Source organism: Luteimonas sp. MJ250, assembly GCF_039548455.1.
GTDB lineage: Bacteria > Pseudomonadota > Gammaproteobacteria > Xanthomonadales > Xanthomonadaceae > Luteimonas.
Window position 1 is genome coordinate 16,658 of the sequence record NZ_JBCLVB010000001.1, and the last position, 17,202, is coordinate 33,859.

The 17,202-nt window shown below is 68.4% G+C and carries 14 protein-coding genes; 11 read left to right on the plus strand and 3 right to left on the minus strand.

Annotation, left to right across the window (positions count from 1 at the left end; translation table 11 throughout):
* The first annotated feature begins 50 nt into the window (after positions 1-50).
* The 7 genes from WCE37_RS00070 to WCE37_RS00100 all read left to right on the plus strand — a co-directional run bounded on the left by WCE37_RS00070 (position 51) and on the right by WCE37_RS00100 (position 7,809).
* Positions 51-2,267 carry a TonB-dependent hemoglobin/transferrin/lactoferrin family receptor gene (locus WCE37_RS00070; protein WP_343277588.1) on the plus strand — a complete coding sequence of 739 codons (2,217 nt, stop codon included), beginning with the start codon at positions 51-53 and terminating at the stop codon, positions 2,265-2,267.
* A 92-nt stretch (positions 2,268-2,359) separates the two neighbouring features.
* The gene (locus WCE37_RS00075; RefSeq protein ID WP_343277589.1) at positions 2,360-3,346 is read left to right on the plus strand and encodes a DUF6607 family protein; all 987 of its coding nucleotides are present in this window, start codon (positions 2,360-2,362) and stop codon (positions 3,344-3,346) included.
* 85 nt (positions 3,347-3,431) lie between these two features.
* Positions 3,432-4,397: an SPFH domain-containing protein gene (locus WCE37_RS00080; protein ID WP_343255827.1), complete on the plus strand. Its 966-nt coding sequence runs from the start codon at positions 3,432-3,434 to the stop codon at positions 4,395-4,397.
* Between the two features lie 15 nt (positions 4,398-4,412).
* A complete protein-coding gene (locus WCE37_RS00085; protein ID WP_343277590.1) occupies positions 4,413-4,841 on the plus strand; it encodes an NfeD family protein in 429 nt (142 codons plus the stop codon).
* 65 nt (positions 4,842-4,906) lie between these two features.
* Entirely contained in the window at positions 4,907-6,007 is a 1,101-nt protein-coding gene (gene gcvT, locus WCE37_RS00090; protein ID WP_343277591.1) for a glycine cleavage system aminomethyltransferase GcvT, read from the plus strand.
* A gap of 66 nt (positions 6,008-6,073) precedes the next feature.
* Positions 6,074-6,466, plus strand: coding sequence for a glycine cleavage system protein GcvH (gene gcvH, locus WCE37_RS00095; RefSeq protein WP_343255830.1), 393 nt, complete (start codon positions 6,074-6,076; stop codon positions 6,464-6,466).
* 746 nt (positions 6,467-7,212) lie between these two features.
* Positions 7,213-7,809, plus strand: a complete 597-nt coding sequence (locus WCE37_RS00100) for a hypothetical protein (protein ID WP_343277592.1) — start codon at positions 7,213-7,215, stop codon at positions 7,807-7,809.
* Positions 7,810-7,886: 77 nt separating this feature from the next.
* Here the strand turns inward: WCE37_RS00100 and WCE37_RS00105 are convergent, their stop codons facing one another.
* Entirely contained in the window at positions 7,887-9,245 is a 1,359-nt protein-coding gene (locus tag WCE37_RS00105) for a serine hydrolase domain-containing protein (protein WP_343277593.1), read from the minus strand.
* A gap of 152 nt (positions 9,246-9,397) precedes the next feature.
* Between WCE37_RS00105 and WCE37_RS00110 the strand changes: the two genes are divergently transcribed.
* From WCE37_RS00110 to WCE37_RS00120, 3 genes are all read left to right on the plus strand, one after another.
* A complete protein-coding gene (locus WCE37_RS00110; RefSeq protein WP_343277594.1) occupies positions 9,398-10,000 on the plus strand; it encodes a LemA family protein in 603 nt (200 codons plus the stop codon).
* A gap of 6 nt (positions 10,001-10,006) precedes the next feature.
* The gene (locus WCE37_RS00115) at positions 10,007-11,893 is read left to right on the plus strand and encodes a M48 family metallopeptidase (RefSeq protein WP_343277595.1); all 1,887 of its coding nucleotides are present in this window, start codon (positions 10,007-10,009) and stop codon (positions 11,891-11,893) included.
* A 94-nt stretch (positions 11,894-11,987) separates the two neighbouring features.
* Positions 11,988-13,358: an MFS transporter gene (locus tag WCE37_RS00120; RefSeq protein ID WP_343277596.1), complete on the plus strand. Its 1,371-nt coding sequence runs from the start codon at positions 11,988-11,990 to the stop codon at positions 13,356-13,358.
* Between the two features lie 70 nt (positions 13,359-13,428).
* Here the strand turns inward: WCE37_RS00120 and WCE37_RS00125 are convergent, their stop codons facing one another.
* Complete coding sequence (locus tag WCE37_RS00125; RefSeq protein ID WP_343277597.1) at positions 13,429-13,905, minus strand: hotdog fold domain-containing protein; 477 nt, start codon at positions 13,903-13,905, stop codon at positions 13,429-13,431.
* A 56-nt stretch (positions 13,906-13,961) separates the two neighbouring features.
* Positions 13,962-16,436, minus strand: coding sequence for an acyl-CoA dehydrogenase (locus tag WCE37_RS00130; protein WP_343277598.1), 2,475 nt, complete (start codon positions 16,434-16,436; stop codon positions 13,962-13,964).
* Positions 16,437-16,617: 181 nt separating this feature from the next.
* Here WCE37_RS00130 and WCE37_RS00135 point away from each other — a divergent pair, with 181 nt between their 5' ends.
* Entirely contained in the window at positions 16,618-17,199 is a 582-nt protein-coding gene (locus WCE37_RS00135; RefSeq protein WP_343277599.1) for a TetR/AcrR family transcriptional regulator, read from the plus strand.
* Positions 17,200-17,202 lie beyond the last annotated feature (3 nt).

Sequence of the window (17,202 nt, forward strand, 5' to 3'; positions counted from 1 at the left end):
CCCGGCCGCTGCCGGACGCCAGCTCGCCTCGTGCCTCCAGAGAGCCCACGATGCGATCCACCCCCCTTTTCCTGGCCATTGGCCTGCTGCTGCCTGCCGTCGCGCAGGCGGAACCCACGCCCGCCGTGGAGTTCGACCGCATCGTGGTCACCGCCACCCGCACCGAGCGCGTGGTCGCCGACGTGCCCAACACCGTGGATGTCATCGACCGCGAGCGCATGGACGAGCTGCTGGTGCGCGACCTGGAAGATCTGTTCCGCTACGAGCCCGGCATTACCGTGGGCTCCGGCTTCGGACGGTTCGGTATCGGCGACATCCGCATCCGCGGCCTTGGCGGCAATCGCGTGCGCATCCAGACCGACGGCATCGCAGTCCCGGATGCCTTCTCGATCGGCAGCTACTCCAACGCCAACCGCAATTTCGTCGACCTCGACACGCTCAAGCGCGTCGAGGTCGTGCGCGGCCCCGGCAGTTCGCTGTACGGCTCGGACGCGCTGGGCGGCGTCGTGTCCTTCATCACCAAGGACCCCCTGGACTACCTGGCGGAAGGCAAGGATGCGTACTTCGGCTTGCGCATCGGCCATGAAAGCGACTGGGACGGCCTGTCGGGCGGCGCCACGGCGGCCTTCGGCGGCGAGCGCTGGTCGGCATTGGTCGCGGCCAGCCATCGCCAGGGCAGGGAGCCGGAGAACCGGGGCGAGGCCGGTGGCGTTGGCGACGCGCGCACGCTGCCCAATCCGCAGGATCGCGACGGCCGCAGCCTGCTGGCCAAGCTGGTGTTCGCGCCCGGCACGGACCAGCGCTTCAAGCTGACCGTGGAAGGCAACGAGGATGCCACCGACACCGACGTCTACACCTCGCGCGGCCCGCAGGGATTCACCGGCGCGTACAACGATCGCGTGCTGGCGCGCGATCACCAGACGCGGGCGCGCGTCGCCTTCGGCCACGAGATGGACGCAACCGGCTCCGGTTTTGCCGACAGCCTGGACTGGCAGGTCTACCGCCAGGACAGCGAAACCACGCAGCACACCGTGGAGGAGCGCACGCTCGCCGCGCCGACCTTCAGCGACATCCGCGAGCGCGAGTTCAATTTCGACCAGCGCGTGTACGGCCTGCAGGTGAACGCCCGCAAGGGCTTCGGCACCGGCAGCGTGCGCCACGAGCTGGCCTACGGCCTGGACACGTCAAGCACCCGCACGCGGCAGAAGCGCGACGGTCTGCGGATGTTCCCGATCACCGGCGTCGAGACGCCGGTGATGCTGCCCGACGTGTTCCCGGTGCGCGACTTCCCCAACAGCCGCACCACCAACGTCGCCCTGTACCTGCAGGACGAGATCAGCTTCGCCGGCGGCGCGTTCCGCCTGATCCCGGCCTTGCGCGTGGACCACTACGAACTCCAGCCGGAGGTCGACAACATCTTCGCCGAGGACAACCCGGGCATGGCGCTCGGCAAGCTTTCCGAGACCCAGGTGTCGCCGAAGCTCGGCGCGGTCTGGCATTTCTCCGTCGACTGGTCGCTGTTTGGCGGCTATTCCCGCGGCTTCCGCGCGCCGCCTTACAACGACGTCAATATCGGTTTCACCAACGTGATGTTCGGCTACACCGCGATCGCCAATCCGGACCTGCGCCCGGAGACCAGCGACGGGTTCGAGGCCGGGCTGCGTTTCAACGGCGGTGCGGTCTACGCCAGCGTGTCGGGCTACTACAACCGGTACGACGATTTCATCGAGTCGCTGGCCTTCACCGGTTTCAACGAGCAGGGCCTGATGGTGTACCAGTCGCGCAATGTGTCCGAGGCGACGATCCACGGCATCGAGCTCAAGGCCGGCGTCGACCTGGGCCGGTTGTCGCCTGGCTGGGACGGCTGGTCGCTGCGCGGCGCCGCGGCCTGGTCGCGCGGCGAGGACGAGACCAGCGGCCAGCCGCTGGAGAGCATCGATCCGCTGACCGCGTCGCTGGGCGTGGCCTGGCGCGGTGAGCAATGGGGCGCCGAACTCGCCGGCCGCTTCGTCGGCCGCCGCGACCGCCTGCCGGACGCGCCCGTGGGCAGCGAGTACTTCGAAAGCCCGGGCCATGGCGTGCTCGACCTGCTTGCGCACTGGGAGTTCGCGCCCGGCGCGCGGCTGGACCTCGGCGTGTTCAACCTCACCGACCGCAAGTACTGGGGAGCCGGCGCGCTGCCGCTGGTATCGGGGGCGAGCATGACCATCGACCGTTTCAGCGCGCCGGGGCGCAACTTCGCGGTCAACTTCGCGGTGGAGTGGTAGCCATGGCGCTGCCGCAACGGCCCGGTCGCGGTATCCCCGGAGCGATCCGGGACAACGTCATTCCACTTTAGGTTAGAACCGGGAGCGCAAGCGTGAGATCGCAAACCACCATTTTCCTTCTCCTTTTTGCCGCGACGGGCATGGCGTCGGCACAACAGGCGGAGCCGCGCGCTGCCGACCCCGCCGCCGACCGCGCGGCCATCCTCGGCATGCTCGGCGAGTACGACGTCGACTTCGCCTTCGACGAAACCGTGCTGCTGGCGCCAGGCTACGAGCGCGCCCCCGCCAAGCGCAGCGGGGGCAGCGAGGTCGTGATCCTGGTCGAGGACAGCGTGGCTGCCGACGGCACGCCGTCGCGCATCGTGCTGCAGCACATCCTGGTCGACCCGAAGAGCGGGCACGTCACCAAGCACTGGCGGCAGGATTGGATCTACGAGGCCGAAGAACGCTTCGAGTTCAGCGCCGACCAGACCTGGCAGGTGCGCGTGATCCCGGAGGAGAAGACCCGGGGCGCCTGGACGCAGTGCGTATACGAGGTCAGCGACGCGCCGCGCTACTGCGGCACCGGCCGTTGGAACCACAGGTACGGCGTCGCCACCTGGACCTCGGACCGCAGCTGGCGGCCGCTGCCGCGGCGCGAGTACACCAAGCGCTCCGACTACAACGCGCTGAACGTGGAGAACCGCCACACCATCGTGCCCGGCGGCTGGACCCACGAGCAGGACAACACCAAGACCCTGCGTGCCGCTGACGGCTCGACCGTGCGCACCATCGCGCGCGAATACGGCTTCAACGACTATCGCAAGGACAGCGACGTCGACTTCACCCCGGCGCATGACTACTGGAAGGCGACCGCCGGCTACTGGGGGCGCGTGCGGCAGCGCTGGGACAGCTTCCTGGTCGAAGGCCACGGCCTGCACATGAAGACCGATGTCGATGGCATGGCGCTGATCATGCCCTTGTTCACCCAGGCCGAAGAGGTGCAGGAAGGCAGGGACGTACCGGACTCCGCGATTGACGCTGCCTTCGCCGAATGGGTGGAGCCGGTGCCTGCCGGGGCCGTGGCCGCGACGCGCTGAAACGCCCCGCTCTTCCCTCCGGGCGGTCACAGTGGCCGCCCACCCCGCGTCTATACTCGAGACCAATGACTGGGGAGAGCGTGGAATGTCCGGAGGAACCTTCATCGCGGCCGTACTGGTGGTCGCATTCATCATCTTTTTCTTCAAGATGGTGCGCATCGTGCCGCAGGGCTTCGAGTGGACCGTCGAGCGCTTCGGCAAGTACACCCATACGCTGTCGCCCGGACTGCACCTGCTGATCCCGGTGATGCAGGCCGTGGGCCGCAAAGTCAACGTCATGGAACAGGTGCTCGACGTGCCCTCGCAGGACGTGATCACCAAGGACAACGCCGTGGTCAAGGTCGACGGCGTGGTGTTCTTCCAGGTGCTGGATTCGGCCAAGGCCGCCTACGAGGTCTCGAACCTCGAGATCGCGACCATCGCGCTGGTGCAGACCAACATCCGGACCGTGATCGGCTCGATGGACCTGGACGAGTCGCTGTCCAACCGCGAGACGATCAACGCGCAGCTGCTCAACGTGGTCGATGCCGCCACCAACCCGTGGGGGATCAAGGTCACGCGAATCGAGATCCGCGATATCCAGCCGCCGCGCGACCTGATCGACTCGATGGCACGGCAGATGAAGGCCGAGCGCGAACGGCGCGCGGTGATCCTGGAAGCGGAGGGCCACCGCAGCTCCGCGATCCTGCGTGCCGAAGGCGAGAAGCAGGCGGCGATCCTGGAGGCCGAGGGCGAGCGCGAAGCCGCCTACCGCGAGGCCGAGGCGCGCGAGCGCCTGGCCGAGGCCGAGGCCAAGGCCACCGAGATGGTGTCCAATGCGATCGCCGCCGGGGACGTGCAGGCGATCAACTACTTCATCGCGCAGAAGTACGTCGAAGCGTTCAAGGAGCTGGCGACGGCGTCCAACGCCAAGTTCGTGATGATGCCGATGGAAACCAGCGGCATCATCGGCTCGATCGCCGGCATCGCCGAGCTTGGCAAGGAGGCGCTCGGCAAGCAGCAGGTGGAGACCCGCCGGCGCGTCGACGCCGCACAGCGCCCGGAAGGCTGAGCCATGGCGTGGAGCATGAACACCACCGCATGGGCCGCGATCGCACTGGTCCTGATCGCCGCTGAAACCTTCATTCCCGGCGCCTTCCTGCTGTGGATGGGCATCGCCGCCGCGATCGTATGGCTGGTCGTGCTGGTGGCGCCCAGCCTGGGGCTGCTGGCGCAGGTCGTGCTGTTCGCGGCGCTGAGCGTGGTCGCCGTGCTCGCCTACCTGAAGTGGGGCCGGGGTCGCGAGCGGCCGAGCGACCGGCCGTTGCTCAACCGGCGCGCCGAGCAGCTGGTCGGGCGCGTGGTCTCGCTTGACCGCGCGATCGAGGGTGGGCGCGGGCGGGTGAAGCTGGACGATTCGTATTGGGTCGTCAGCGGCCCGGAGCTCGAAGCCGGCGTGCGCGTGCGCGTCATCGGCGCCAACGGGATGGTGCTCGAGGTCCGCGGCATCGACTGATCGGGGGTGTGGGGGCACCCTGGCTCGGCGATAATGACGGACCGTATGCCAGGAGCCAGCCGCCGATGACCCGCAAGACGATCCTCAACGACTCCCATCGCGCACTCGGCGCGAAGATGGTGGACTTCGGCGGCTGGGACATGCCGCTCAACTATGGTTCGCAGATCGAGGAGCACCATGCGGTGCGCCGCGGTGCCGGCATGTTCGATGTCTCGCACATGACCGTGGTCGACCTGCACGGCGGGCGCGTGCGCGACTTCCTGCGCAAGCTGGTCGCCAACTCGGTCGACAAGCTCAAGGTCCAGGGCAAGGCGCTCTACACCTGCATGCTCGACGAGCAGGGCGGGGTGATCGACGACCTGATCATCTACCACCTAGGCGAGGACTTTCATCGGCTGGTGGTCAATGCAGCCACGCGCGACAAGGACCTGGCATGGATCAATGCCCAGGCCGAAGCCTTCGGCGTCGAGGTCCGGGTGCGCGATGACCTGGCGATCATCGCCGTACAGGGCCCGCAGGCGCGCGACAAGGTGCTGGGCCTGGTGCACGGGGATGACCGCGCCGCTGCCGGCAAGCTGGGCAAGTTCGCCAGCCGCGACGTCCGCTCGGTCGACGGCGCGCCGCTGTTCATCGCGCGCACCGGCTACACGGGCGAAGACGGCTTCGAGGTCGTGCTGCCGCAGGAGCACGCCGTGGCGTTCTGGGACGCGCTGGTCTCGGCGGGCGTCACGCCAGCAGGCCTGGGTTCGCGCGACACCCTGCGCCTGGAAGCAGGGCTGCCGCTGTACGGCCAGGACATGGATGAGTCGGTCACGCCTTACGAAGCCGGCCTGGGCTGGACCGTGGCGCTGGACGAGGGTCGCGACTTCAACGGTCGTGCCGTGCTCGAGGCGCAGCGCGACCGCGGCGACGCGCGCCAGATCGTCGGCCTGGTGATGGATGAGAAGGGCGTGCTGCGCCACGGCCAGAAGGTGCTCGCGGCGAGCGGCGAGGGCGAAATCCTCTCCGGCACCTTCGCCCCGACCCTTGGCAAGTCGATCGCCCTGGCCAGGATTCCCGCCGGCGAGGCAGGCGACGTGCGCGTCGACATTCGCGGCCGCGAGGTTCCGGTGCGCGTGGTCGCCTACCCGTTCGTGCGCGACGGCAAGGCCCGCGAGGGCATTTGATTTCCACCCCGGGCGCTTCGCTACACTAGCCACCCACCCAGCCACGCTGTTTCCGGAGTACCAGCAATGAGCGATATCCCCGGCGATCTGAAATTCATGAAGTCCCACGAGTGGGCCCGCGTCGAAGGTGACGGCAAGGTCACCGTCGGCATCTCCGACCATGCCCAGGGCCTGTTGGGTGACCTGGTCTACGTCGACCTGCCCGGCGTTGGTGACAGCGTCCAGGCAGGCGTCGGCTGCGCCGTCCTGGAGTCGGTCAAGGCGGCGTCCGACATCTACGCACCGGTGTCCGGCACGATCGTCGAGGTCAACTCGGCGCTGGCCGACACGCCGGAGACGATCAATGAAGACGCCTTCGGCGAAGGCTGGCTGTTCGTGATCGAGGCGAGCGAACCGGACCAGGTGGACGAGCTGCTTGCACCGGACGATTACGCCGCCCTGATCGAGGGCGACGACTGACGCATGCATCGCGCGCGATGCGCGGCATCGTCTTGTGGAACGCCGGGCAATGCCCGGCGTTCCTGTTTGCGGACGCTTGAAATGGTCGCCGGGGGCTCGCGCACTTCCGCGCAAAACGGTCACTGCCGCGCCACCAACGGCGTCTTCGCGTCGTGCGCGTACACAAGGCCTGCACACCGACGAAGCGGTTGCCGGCATCGTGTCGATGCATGTCGCGTGTTTCGCCGCGTGCGTCGACAATCCGCGGGCGTCCTTCCGATACCGCTTAAAACAAGTGCTTTCGCGCGTGCCTCTCGAAGCCTGTGAAATGCTGGTCGCGCGAACTTGCCGCGTCTGCATGGGTGGCTTGCAGCGCCAACGGTGGCGAGCCGGGCGCCTGCTTGCCGGCCCGCACGCGACGACGGGTGTTGACAGGAAAAAAAAGCGTGATTAGGTTTCGGCACAACAACACGATGGTCACAGAAGAGAGTGAGTGCGACCCGGACAACAACGCGTGACACAACTCGGTCCTCCGCCTGGATGGTCGTAATGGTGGACTTGGGCGTTGTCTTCCTCGCGAAAACTCCAGACCCATGCATGCATGCAACCCGCAGCGCGATGCGCAGCGGGTTTTTTCGTGCCAGGCAACACCGGATCCGGAACGACGCGCCCTGCGCGTCGTCGGTTGGCCGTGGGTCCGATACCCGCGGTGTGTTTCGTACTGGGCAGTAGTACCTGCAAGTTCCACTGACGAGGAGAGCCATCACATGGCCACTAAGAAAGTCGCAAAGAAGAAGGTCGCCAAGAAGGCGGCGAAGAAGACCGCCAAGAAGGCAGTGCGCAAGGCGGCACCGCGCAAGGTCGCAAAGAAGGCCGCCAAGAAGGTCGCCAAGAAGGTCGCCACGAAGAAGGTCGCCAAGAAGGCCGTGAAGAAGGCCGTGGCGAAGAAGGCCACCCGCAAGACCGCGAAGAAGGCGACGAAGAAGGCCGCCAAGAAGGCCACCAGGAAGACCGCGAAGAAGGCCACCAAGAAGGCGGTGAAGAAGGCCACCCGCAAGACGGCCAAGAAGACCGCGAAGAAGACGGCCAAGAAGGCAGCGAAGAAGGTGGCCAGGAAGAGCCCGGCCAAGAAGGCGGCCAAGAAGGCCACGAGGAAGACTGCGAAGAAGGCGACCGGGAAGGCGGTGAAGAAGACCGCTGCGAAGAAGGCCGCTGCCAAGAAGACTCCTGCAAAGAAGGCGGCGAAGAAGACCGTCCGCAAGGCTGCGACCAAGAAGACCGCCAAGACGGCGGCGAAGCGTGCGCCGCGCAAGGCGAAGGCACCGGCCGTCTCGATCCCCACGGCGCCCGTACCGCTGATCTGACCAGCCCCCGATTGCCGTCTACATGACCCCTTTCCCCGCAGCCCAGGCGGGGAAGGGGTTTTTTCATGTGTGCAAGGTCAGTGCGGTTTTGCGGCGGACCTGGCGGAGCCGCCGCTGCCCCGGGAATCCGACACCGACGCACGGCCCGCACTGAGCGTGGCGCGCTCGTGTGCCGCGGCATCGGCCAGCTGCAATTCGTCCACTTCCTGGAGGTCGACGTCCAGCCAGCGCTGCGGACTCAGGCCGATCGCGCTGTCGAGGATGGTCGGCAGCAGGCCCGTCGGCAGGCTGCTCTCGCCGTTCCAGAGGACCACCACGCCGAGGTCGCGATCGGGCATCAGCGCCATCAGGCCGCGATAGCCCTGGACTGCGCCGGCGTGGAAGACGACGCGGTGCCCGGCATAGTCGTAAACGCGCCAGCCGAGCGCATAGCCGGCGTCATTGAGGCGTTCGCGCCGCCAGCCAGAACTGCGCATCTCGCGCGGCGTCGACACCAGCGGTTGTTGCAGGGTGGCCAGCAGCGGTGGCGGGAGCACGTCGGGACGCCGCCCGGACTGTGCGATCAGCCATTGCGCCATGTCGCTGATGCTGGCGTTGACGCCCGCTGCCGGTGCGATCCGGTAGTAGGTCGGCTTGGGCGTGAGCGAACGCCAGCCGCCGCCGGCGCGCACGTGCGGCTTTGCCCAGCGCGGACTGGCCTGGATGCCTTCGAGTCCGTAGCTCGCGTCGTCCATGCCCAGCGGCTTGAAGATGCGCCCGGTCACGGCCTCGCTGAAGAACTGGCCGGTAGCGGCGAACACCACGTCGCCGACCAGGCTGAAAGCGACGTTCTGGTAGCTGTAGCACTCGCCCACGCCGCAGGTCATCGGTGCGTCGGCCAAACGCTGCACCAGGTTGCGATAGTCCGCGTTGCGCTCGATGTCGCGATCGTAGGTGTTGCGGCCCAGCCCCACGCGGTGGCTGAGGACGTCGGCGACGGTCAGCTTGCCGGCGGCGTCGGGCCGTGAGAAACGCAGCGCCGGCATGAAGTCGGCGACGTTGCTGTCCCAGCGCAGCGAACCTTCGGCAACCAGCAGTCCGGTCACCGTGCCGGCGAAGGGCTTGGACAGCGAGGCCAGGCGGAAGACGGTGTGCGCGTCAACCGGCTCGGCGGCGCTGACGTCGGTGATGCCATAGCCGCGCGCACTGATGACCTCGCCCTTGTGGACGATGGCCATTGCCAGGCCGGGCACGCGCTGGTTGGCGACCACCGCCTGCGCCATCGCCTCGAAGCGTGCGGCGTCGAAGCCGCTGGCCAGCGGCATGGACGTGGTGCCGGGCGGCAGCAGCGGCGACGTGCCGCCGGTCACCGGCGTTGAAGACGTGGTTGGCGCGGCCTGCGTATCGGCCGGCGGTTGCCACTGGAGCTCCGCCTGCGCCGCGGTCCCGACCGCCATCGGGGTCAGGCATGCAAACAGGCCGGCAGCCAGGAGAAGGCGGCGAGGCGTTCGCGCTGCGTCTTTCATCGGGCGTTTTCCCTGCGTATGCTGCGACTGCGGGGTGATCATATGCCCCCGGTTCCGCATTTGCATGAACAAGGGGAGCTTTGATGTCCAGCCTGCTGATCCTGCTCGTAATTGCCGCCGTGGTCGTGGTCGCGTTGATGTGGGGCGTCGGCATCTACAACGGCCTCGTCACCGCCCGCAACGCATTCAAGAACGCCTTCGCCCAGATCGACGTGCAGCTGCAGCGGCGCTTCGACCTGATCCCGAACCTGGTCGAGACCGCGAAGGGCTACCTCACGCACGAGCGCGAAACGCTGCAGGCGGTCATCGCCGCGCGCAGCGCCGCGATGTCGGGCCTGTCGGCCGCCAAGGCCAACCCGGGCGATGCCGCGGCGATGGCCGAGCTCGGCCAGTCGCAGGGCCTGCTCAACGGCGCGCTGGGGCGCCTGATGATGGTCGCCGAGGCCTATCCGGACCTCAAGGCCAACCAGAACATGATGCAGCTCACCGAGGAGCTCACCTCCACCGAGAACCGCGTCGCCTTCGCCCGCCAGGCCTACAACGACTCGGTGATGGCCTACAACATCAAGCGCGAAGTGTTCCCGTCCAACATCCTCGCCGGCATGTTCAATTTCGATGCCGCGGCGCTGCTGGAGATCCCGGCCGACAAGGCCGAGGTCCGCGAGGCGCCGAAGGTCCAGTTCTAGCGCTCGATGAACTTTTTCGAGCAGCAGGCGCAGGCCCGCCGCAGCAGCACGCGCCTGTTCGTCCTGTTCGCGATGGCGGTGCTCGGCATCGTGCTGGCGATCGACCTCGCGGTTGCGTTCGTGGTGGGTCCCGACTTGGGCGTGCTCGCGTTCACCACCCTCGCCACGCTGGCGGTGATCGGGCTGGGCTCGATGTACCGTCTGGCGTCGCTGCGCGGCGGTGGTGACGTCGTGGCGCTGCAGCTGGGCGGCACGCCGGTTCCGCAGGACTCGACCGATCCGTCGCTGCGGCGGCTGCGCAACGTGGTCGAGGAGATCTCGATCGCGTCCGGCGTGCCGGTGCCCGGCCTCTACGTGCTCGAGAACGAAGCCGCCATCAACGCCTTCGCCGCCGGCTATTCGACCAGCGACGCGGCGGTCGCAGTGACGCGTGGCGCGCTGGAGCGCCTCAACCGCGACGAGCTGCAGGGCGTCATCGCCCACGAATTCAGCCACGTCCTCAACGGCGACATGCGCCTCAACATCCGCCTGATGGGCGTGCTGTTCGGCATCCTCATGATCAGCCTGATCGGGCGCAAGGTGCTGTACCTGGGCGGTGGCCGCAGCCGCAACGCCGCGGCGGTGATGGTGGCCGCGCTGGTGGCGCTTGCGGTCGGCAGCATCGGAATGTTCTTCGCGCGGATGATCAAGGCCAGCGTCAGCCGCTCGCGCGAACGCCTGGCCGATGCCTCGGCGGTGCAGTTCACGCGCCAGACCGCGGGCCTGGCCGGCGCGCTGAAGAAAATCGCCGGCCTGCCCGACGGCGCACGCCTGAGCGACAAGGCCGATGCCGAAGAGGCGAGCCACATGCTGTTCGGCGATGGCGTCGGTTTCAGCGGACTGTTCGCAACCCACCCGCCGATCCTCGAGCGTATCCAGGCGCTGGAGCCGGGCTTCCGCAGCGAGCAGCTCGAGCGCATGCGCAGCCAGTGGGCGCTGGCACCGCCGTCCGGCCTGCAGGAAGACCGGATGATGGGCCTGGACGTGCATGCCGGCGTGCTGCCGGCACGCGATGGCCGGTTCGACGTCACCCCGCCCATGGTGTCCGCCCAGGTCGGCAGCCCCGCTGCCGACGACTACCGCCGCGCAGATGCCATCGCCCACGCCATGCCCGAAGCCCTGCGCACGCTTGCACGGTCGCGCGAGGCGGTGCTGCCGCTGGTGCTCGCCCTGCTGCTTGATGGCGATGCCACCATCCGCGGGCACCAGCGGGCCGAGATCGCCGCACGCCTCGGCGATGCGGTGGCCCAGGGTGCGCTGGCACTGCACGGAGGCGAGCTGGTCGCCCTGCACCCGATGCAGCGCCTGCCGCTGGCCGCGATCGCGTTCCCGGTGCTGCGGCGCCGGCCACGGCCCGAGCTCGAGGCCTTCCTCGATACCGTGCACGCGGTCGTCCACTGCGACGGACGGGTGTCGCTGTTCGAGTACTGCATGGCGCGCCTGCTCGAAGTGCAGCTCCGGGAGTCGCTGGATCCACGGCGCCACGCGCGCTTCGGCCGCCGCAAGCCGGGCAGCGTGCGCCAGGAGTTCGCGACCCTGCTCGCGGTGGTGGCGCAGGCCGGCAGTCCCGGCGACCCCGCGGCCGCGCAGCGCGCCTATCTCGCAGGCCTGCAGCGCGTGTTGCCGCGCGACCACGTGGCCTACGCGCCACCGGCGGCCGGCGTGCTCGCGCTCGACGAGGTATGGCCCGCGCTCGATGCGCTGGAGCCGTTGGCCAAGCAGGTGATGGTCGAAGCGGTGACCGCGGCGGCCAGCCATGACGGGCGCATCTCGGTCGCTGAATCCGAGCTGCTGCGCACGATCTGCGGCGTGCTGCACTGTCCCCTTCCACCGGGACTGGAAGCCATGGCCTGAAGCACGGGTGACGTGCGCGCGTGCCAGGGTGGCGGCAGCCACCGCCGATCGGATAACGTGCCGGCACGGTGGCGGCGACTGCAGGGACGGTTCGATGATCAACGGTCAGACAGGCGCCGTCAGGCCCCTGGGACGCTTCCGGGCCGCGCTCGTCGCTTCGCCGCCGCTGTGGTGGGCGATGCTGTATTTCTTCAGCCTGCTGTGCGGTTACTACGTGCTGCGTCCGGTGCGCGATGCGATGGGGGCATCGTCGGACGCCGCCGCGGTGTTCCCGCGCGGACTGATCGCCTACGGCGAGCGTTTCGGCATCGAAGTCGGCGAGTTCACCCTGCAGCTGCTGTTCACCGCCACCTTCGTCGCGATGGTGCTGCTGCAGCCGCTCTACGGCGCGCTGGTGTCGCGCTTCCCGCGCAGGGTATTCCTGCCGGCGGTGTACCTGGTGTTCATCGCCTGCCTGCTGGGTTTCTGGTGGGCGTTCGACAGCGGCATCCCGGGGCGCGGGGCGGCGTTCTTCGTCTGGGTGGCGGTGTTCAACCTGTTCGCCGTCACTGTGTTCTGGAGCTTCATGGCGGACGTGTTCGACAACGCCAACGCCAAGCAGTTCTACGGCTACATCGGTGCTGGCGGCACCATCGGCGCGCTGGTCGGTCCGGCCATCACCCGCTTCCTGGTCGGTCCGGTGGGGGTAGCCAACCTGCTGCTGGTGTCGGCCGGCTTCCTGGCCGTGTGCCTGCTGTGCATCATCAAACTGCGTCCATGGGCGCTGGCGCGCGAACGCAGCCACGGCGGCGGTATCGACGGCCGCGCGATGGGCGGCTCGATCCTGGCCGGCCTGAGGCTGGTCTGGCAGCGGCCGCTGCTGCGCGCGCTGGCGGTGCTGATGTTCTTCGGCGTCGGCGTCGGCACGCTGCTCTACAACGAACAGGCGGCGATCGTGCGCGCGGCCTTCGAGACCGCCGAAGAGCGCGCGGCGTTCTACTCCATGCTCGACTGGGCGATCAACGGCCTGACCATCGCCATCCAGCTGCTGCTGACGCGCTTCCTGCTGCAGCGCTACGGCATCGCGCCGCTGCTGCTGCTGCCCGCGCTCGCTATCGTGGTGGGCTTCGCGGCGCTGTCGGCATCGCCGCTGCCGATGTTGGTGGCGATCGTGCAGATCGTGACCCGCGCCAGCGAGTTCTCGCTGGCCAAGCCGGCGCGCGAGACCCTGTACACCCGAGTCGAGCGCGAAGAACGCTACAAGGCCAAGGCGGTGATCGATACCGCCGTCTATCGCGGCGGCGACCTCACCTTCGTCTGGGTGCACAAGGCGCTGGCGGTGCTGGGCTCGGGCATGGTGTTCCTCGCCGGCCTGGGCGTCGCGCTGGGAATGGCCTACGGCGCGTGGCGCGTGGTGCGTGCGGAGCGCCTGCTGCCCCAGGACCCCGCTGTGGGCGCCGCGGATGGACAGCACAAGCCGACGTGAGCTGGTGGTCGAACCGGACGCGCCGGCGCTGGCGCCCTGATGGCGCACAGCAGGAGCAGCGTCTGCGTGCTCACGGCCGTGAAGGCTTCGGCGAAATCCACATCGAGATGCGCGCGCGGAACACGGTTTCGCCACTGGCGTCGTTGACCGCCACTCCGACGGGCAGGGCGTAACCCGTCGCCGATTCGACGGTCGCCGCGGCCGGCGTCGCCACGGCGCGCATCGTCCCGGTCGCCTTCTTCAGGTATTCGACCTCCATGCCCTTCGGGATCCAGCGCATGGACGGCGGCAGGCTGGCGTCGATCGCCAGTCCCCCTGCAAGCTCGGCCAGGTTGCACAGCGCGATGGCATGCACGCTGCCGATGTGGTTGGTGACGCGGCGGCGGTGGCGCAGACTGGCTTCGCAGCATCCCGGCTCCAGCCGCTCGATGCGCGGGGAAATGCTGGCGAAGTAGGGCGCCTTGATGCAGACAAGCTTCGAGAACAGCCAGCGTCCGCAGGGCCAGCGGATCATGCGCCGGTGGATATCGAGGATGGTCGCGCCCATGCGCATCTCCCGGAAAAGGCGGGGGCGCCCTCAGGCGTCCCCTGGCATGGCGCGGCTCAGGCCGCTTCGCGCGCACCGCCCGGGCGGTGCAGGTCGCGGTAGCCAGCCGAGCGCAGCTCTTCGGTATCGAAGTCGTCGACCGTGATCGCGTCGAGCGTCATCACGCGCAGCTCTTCCAGCTGGGTGCGCTCTTCGGCGGTGATCCAGCCTTCGCGTACGCCCTCGTCAAGCTGGCTGGCGAAGTCCAGGGCCTCGATGCCCTTGTTCTTCAGCGCCTTGAGGAACTTGCGCTCCACCGGCTCGGCGGCAACGGCCGCGGCCAGGTAGCTGTTGATGCGACCCGCCGGGTTGTTCGCGCCCGGCGTGGTGAACACGCCCTGCGCCAGGCGGTCGCGGGCTTCGTTGGGCGTCATCAGCAGCGCGGCGACGCGGTGGCCGAGGCGATCGCCGGGAGCCTCCGCACGGCGGCCGAGCGGGAAGATCAGCAGCCACATCAGCCAGCCCACCGGACGGATCGGGAAGTTGCGGAGCGCCGCGGAAAGCGCGGTTTCGATCTGGTGGATGCTGTCGTGGTAGGCCCAGGCCAGCAGCGGGCGGTCGGCCACGGGCGCGCCCTCATCGTGGTAGCGCTTGAGGATGGCGCTGGTCATGTACAGGTGGCTGAGCACGTCGCCCAGGCGGCCCGACAGGGATTCCTTGAACTTCAGCTTGCCGCCCAGCATCAGCATCGACACGTCGGCCATCAGTGCGAGGTTGGCGGAGTGGCGGTTGAGGCGGCGGAAAAAGCGTCTGGTGTAGTCGTCGCCGGGCGCCTTGCCGAAGCGCGAGCCGGTGAACGCGAACCAGATCGAACGCACCGCATTGGAGATCGCGTAGCCGATGTGGCCGAACAGCGCGCGGTCGAATGCCTCCAGGCCGGCGCGCTCGTCGGGGTTCTGCGCCGCCTTCATCTCCTTCATGACCCAGGGATGGCAGAGGATCGCGCCCTGGCCGAAGATCAGCAGGCTGCGGGTCATGATGTTCGCGCCCTCGACCGTGATCGCGATCGGCGCCGCCTGCCACGAGCGGCCTGCGAAGTTGCGCGGCCCGAGGATGATGCCCTTGCCGCCGATCACGTCCATGACGTCCCTGGCGACTTCACGGCCCATCTCGGTGCAGTGGTACTTGGCGATCGCCGAGGGCACCGCCGGCACGTCGCCGCGGTCGACCGCGGCCGCTGTCGCCTGCGACAGCGCACTGATCGCGTAGGCCTTGCCGCCGATGCGCGCCAGGGCTTCTTCAACGCCTTCGAAGCGGCCGATCGACAGGCCGAACTGCTTGCGGATGCGCGCGTACGCACCGGTGGTGATGGCGCCGGACTTGGCGCCGCCGCTGGCTGTGGAAGGCAGGGTGATCGAACGCCCGATCGACAGGCACTCGCTGAGCATCCGCCAGCCCTCGCCGAAGCCGTTCTCCTCGCCGATGATCTGGCTCAGCGGCACGAACACCTCGTGGCCGCGGACCGGGCCGTTCTGGAACGGCGAGTTGAGCGGGAAGTGGCGGCGGCCGACGTCCATGCCCTCGACCTCGCGCGGCACCAGCGCCAGGGTGATGCCGATGTCGCGGACGTCGCCGAGCAGGCCGTCCGGGTCGTACATGCGGAACGCCAGGCCGATCAGCGACGCCACCGGCGCCAGCGTGATGTAGCGCTTGTCGAAGGTCAGCTTCACGCCCAGCACTTGGGCGCCGTCCCACTCGCCCTTGCAGACGATGCCGAAGTCGGGGATCGAGGTCGCGTCGGAACCGGCAAACGGACCGGTCAGGGCGAAGCAGGGCACCTCGCGGCCGTCGGCCAGGCGCGGCAGGTAGTGGTCCTTCTGCGCAGGGGTGCCGTAGTGCATCAGCAGCTCACCGGGGCCCAGCGAATTGGGCACGCCCACGGTGGAGCTGACCACGCTGGAGATCGTGGCCAGCTTCTGGATCACCTTGTGGTGCGCCAGCGCGCTGAAGCCGAGGCCGCCGTATTCCTTGGGGATGATCATCCCGAAGAAGCGCTGGTCCTTCATGAACTGCCACAGCTCCGGCGGCAGGTCGGCGCGGACGTGGGTGATGTCCCAGTCGTCGGTCATGCGGCAGAGCTCTTCGACCGGACCGTCGAGGAAGGCCAGCTCCTCCGCGGTGAGTTCGGGCTTCGGCTGCGACATCAGCACGTTCCAGTCCGGCGCGCCCGAGAACAGCTCGCCCTCGAAGCCGACCGAGCCGGCCTCCAGCGCGATGCGCTCGGTCTGCGACAGCGGCGGCAGGATCTTCCGGTAGAACTTCAGCAGTGGCGCGGTGATCAGCGGCTTGCGGATCACCGGCAGCAGCAGCGGCATCGCCACCAGCGCGACGATGGCGGTCGCGACCACGGTGGCGGTGATGTTCGCGCCCAGCAGCCAGCAGGCGGCGAGGCCGGCGGCGGTGATGGCCGCCCAGGTGGCCAGGCGCATCCGGTGGTAGGCGGCGAACGCGCCGACCAGCAGCAGGACGAGGAAGGGGACGACGATACTCATGGCACGGTCTCCGCGAGCGTTGCGCTCGCCTTCGGCTGGTGGGAGCCAGTGTGCACCCGGCGCGAGGCATGGGTTCCCTCACTGGCCATACGGGTCAGTATGGATTTTGCAGCGAGGGCTGTCAACGCCGCGAGACACGCCGATACTGTCCCGCACGCGGGCGTATGGATACACTCCGGGCATGAAGAAAACCGCCGCGAAGAGCGAACGCAGCCGGCTCAGCGCCGACGACTGGGCCGAGGCCGCGCTTGACCTGATCGCCGAACAGGGCGTGGCCGCCGTGGCGGTGGAGCCGCTGGCCCGCCGGCTGGGCGTCACCAAGGGCAGCTTCTACTGGCATTTCCCCTCGCGCGACGCACTGCTGCAGGCGGCGCTCGAACGCTGGGAGGCCCATGAGGAGCACGACGTCTTCGGCAAGCTGGAGGCGGTGTCAGACCCGCGCGAGCGCCTGCGCGCGCTGTTCCAGATGGTCGCGCGCGAGTTCAAGTCGCATGTGGTGTACAGCGCCCTGCTCAAGGCGCCGGACCACCCGGCCGTGCAGCCGGTGATCGACCGCGTCTCGCAGCGTCGCCTCGACTATCTCACCGCGTCCTTCCGCCAGGCCGGGCTGGGCCGCACCGATGCCCGGCATCGTGCCCGTCTGACCTACGCTGCCTACGTCGGCTTCCTGCAGCTCAACCTGCAGCTGCACCAGGCGCGAATGCCGCAGGAGGAGTTCGACGAATACGTCGAGCACCTGATGGATACGCTCGTCCCGCACTGAGCG

What these genes read in the sequence shown, in the direction of transcription:
- WCE37_RS00115 (WP_343277595.1), top strand. Translation starts at nt 10,007, where the DNA reads ATGAACTTTTTCGAGCAGCAGGCGCAGGCCCGCCGCAGCAGCACGCGC.
- WCE37_RS00070 (WP_343277588.1), top strand. Translation starts at nt 51, where the DNA reads ATGCGATCCACCCCCCTTTTCCTGGCCATTGGCCTGCTGCTGCCTGCC.
- WCE37_RS00105 (WP_343277593.1), bottom strand. Translation starts at nt 9,245, where the DNA reads ATGGCGGTCGGGACCGCGGCGCAGGCGGAGCTCCAGTGGCAACCGCCG.
- WCE37_RS00125 (WP_343277597.1), bottom strand. Translation starts at nt 13,905, where the DNA reads ATGGGCGCGACCATCCTCGATATCCACCGGCGCATGATCCGCTGGCCC.
- WCE37_RS00100 (WP_343277592.1), top strand. Translation starts at nt 7,213, where the DNA reads ATGGCCACTAAGAAAGTCGCAAAGAAGAAGGTCGCCAAGAAGGCGGCG.
- WCE37_RS00135 (WP_343277599.1), top strand. Translation starts at nt 16,618, where the DNA reads ATGAAGAAAACCGCCGCGAAGAGCGAACGCAGCCGGCTCAGCGCCGAC.
- gcvT (WP_343277591.1), top strand. Translation starts at nt 4,907, where the DNA reads ATGACCCGCAAGACGATCCTCAACGACTCCCATCGCGCACTCGGCGCG.
- WCE37_RS00130 (WP_343277598.1), bottom strand. Translation starts at nt 16,436, where the DNA reads ATGAGTATCGTCGTCCCCTTCCTCGTCCTGCTGCTGGTCGGCGCGTTC.
- WCE37_RS00110 (WP_343277594.1), top strand. Translation starts at nt 9,398, where the DNA reads ATGTCCAGCCTGCTGATCCTGCTCGTAATTGCCGCCGTGGTCGTGGTC.
- WCE37_RS00120 (WP_343277596.1), top strand. Translation starts at nt 11,988, where the DNA reads ATGATCAACGGTCAGACAGGCGCCGTCAGGCCCCTGGGACGCTTCCGG.
- WCE37_RS00080 (WP_343255827.1), top strand. Translation starts at nt 3,432, where the DNA reads ATGTCCGGAGGAACCTTCATCGCGGCCGTACTGGTGGTCGCATTCATC.
- WCE37_RS00085 (WP_343277590.1), top strand. Translation starts at nt 4,413, where the DNA reads ATGAACACCACCGCATGGGCCGCGATCGCACTGGTCCTGATCGCCGCT.
- gcvH (WP_343255830.1), top strand. Translation starts at nt 6,074, where the DNA reads ATGAGCGATATCCCCGGCGATCTGAAATTCATGAAGTCCCACGAGTGG.